A 1,681-nucleotide genomic window follows, 5' to 3' on the forward strand; every position below is an offset into this window, starting at 1 on the left:
CACGGGCCCGACGAGACCGCGGGCGCGCCGCTCGGGGCACGCCCGGCTGCCCGAACGGGCACCGGTCGTCACGCGCCGCGCTGCCGGGTGAGCCGCACCAGGGCGGTCGCGCCGACGTCCGTCACGACCCGTGGGTCAGGAACGGACCGCGGGACCCGGTGGTTCAGGACCGGTGCGACAGGACCCGTGCGTCAGACCCGGTGCGTCAGGCCCCGTGCGTCAGGACCGGTGCGTCGGGACCCGCGCGTCACGGCAGGATCGAGTCGACGTAGCCGCCGTCGACACGCACCGCGGCCCCGGTGGTGGCGGACGCGAGCGGCGACGACAGGTAGACGACGAGGTGCGCGATCTCCTCGGGCTCGATGAGCCGCTGGAGCAGCGACTGCGGGCGGTGGAGCCGCATGAACTCGCGCTGCGCCTGGTCCCACGGCAGCGACCGGTCGACGAGCTGGTAGACGAAGTCCTCGACACCGCCGGTGTGCGTCGGGCCGGCGATCACGGAGTTGACCGTGACTCCTGTCCCGGCAGCCTCCTTCGCGAAGCCGCGCGAGACACCGAGCAGCGCGGTCTTCGAGACGCCGTAGTGGATCATCTCGGCCGGGATCACGACCGCGGAGTCGCTCGCGATCATGAGCACGCGCCCCCACCCGCGCGACGTCATGCCGGGCAGGTAGGCACGCGTGAGCCGGACGGCCGTGAGGACGTTGACCTCGAAATACCGCCGCCACTCGTCGTCGGACACCTCGAGCGCGGGCCGCGCCTCGAAGATGCCGAGGTTGTTGACCAGCACGTCGACGTCGGGCAGGCGCTCGAGCACGGCGGCGGTGCCGTCGTCGGTCGTGACGTCGCCGGGTGCCGCGACGACGTCCGCGTCGGGCACCTGCTCGGTCAGCCGGGCGATCGCGTCGTCGACCGACTCCGACGTGCGTCCGTTGACGCCGACGCGCGCACCGGCGCGGGCGAGACCCACGGCGATCGCGGCGCCGATCCCCTGCGTCGAACCGGTCACGAGCGCGGTCCGGCCGCTCAGGTCGAGGACGGTCATGCGACCGACGCTAGGTCAGGCGACCGGTGACCGCCCGCCGTCGGGCTCGGACCCGGACCCGGACGCGGACTCGGACTCGGGTACCGGCTCGGGCTCGGGCTCGCCCTCGTCCTCCGGCAGTCGCCGGTCCCCCGCGGCCTCGTCGCGGACGAGCCGCCACCACAGCGCGACGGCGAAGCCGCCGAAGATCCACCACTGCGCGGCGTAGGCGAGGTTCTGGATGTTCAGGCCGGCGCCGGGCGAGCGTGGCGGGTCGAGCAGCACGACGTCCGGGGACTGCGCCGGGTCGGACGACGCGACGACGAGGTAGCCGGTCCAGATCGGCCCGCCCCAGACGTTGAGCAGCTCGGGCGAGCTGATCGCGTCGGTCTCGCCGTCGCGCACGCCGCTGCCCGCGGCCTCCGAGACCTGGAGGTAGCCGACGAGGTCGACCACGCCGGCGGGCGGCGCGTCGGCGTCGGCGGGCGAGCCCACCCAGCCGCGCACGACGGGCAGCACGGCGTCGCCGCCGTCGGCGGACGCACCGGGCACGTGCAGGGGCGTGAGGACGAGGTACCCGGTGACGTCGTCGTGCGCGCGGCCCGGGACGAGCAGCTGCCCGGACGCGTCGTACGTGCCGGTCACGGCGACCTTCCT

The 1,681-nt window shown here is 74.5% G+C and carries 2 protein-coding genes; both read right to left on the reverse strand.

Annotated elements, in window-relative coordinates; genetic code table 11:
* Window positions 1-247: 247 nt before the first annotated feature.
* Window positions 248-1,045, reverse strand: coding sequence for an SDR family NAD(P)-dependent oxidoreductase (locus HGA02_RS18615; RefSeq protein WP_168680811.1), 798 nt, complete (start codon window positions 1,043-1,045; stop codon window positions 248-250).
* A 15-nt stretch (window positions 1,046-1,060) separates the two neighbouring features.
* Window positions 1,061-1,681 (reverse strand): SURF1 family protein (locus tag HGA02_RS18620; RefSeq protein ID WP_168680813.1); only part of this gene is annotated, 621 nt, incomplete at its 5' end.

Source organism: Cellulomonas septica (assembly GCF_012396155.1).
GTDB classification, from domain to species: Bacteria; Actinomycetota; Actinomycetes; order Actinomycetales; family Cellulomonadaceae; genus Cellulomonas; species Cellulomonas septica.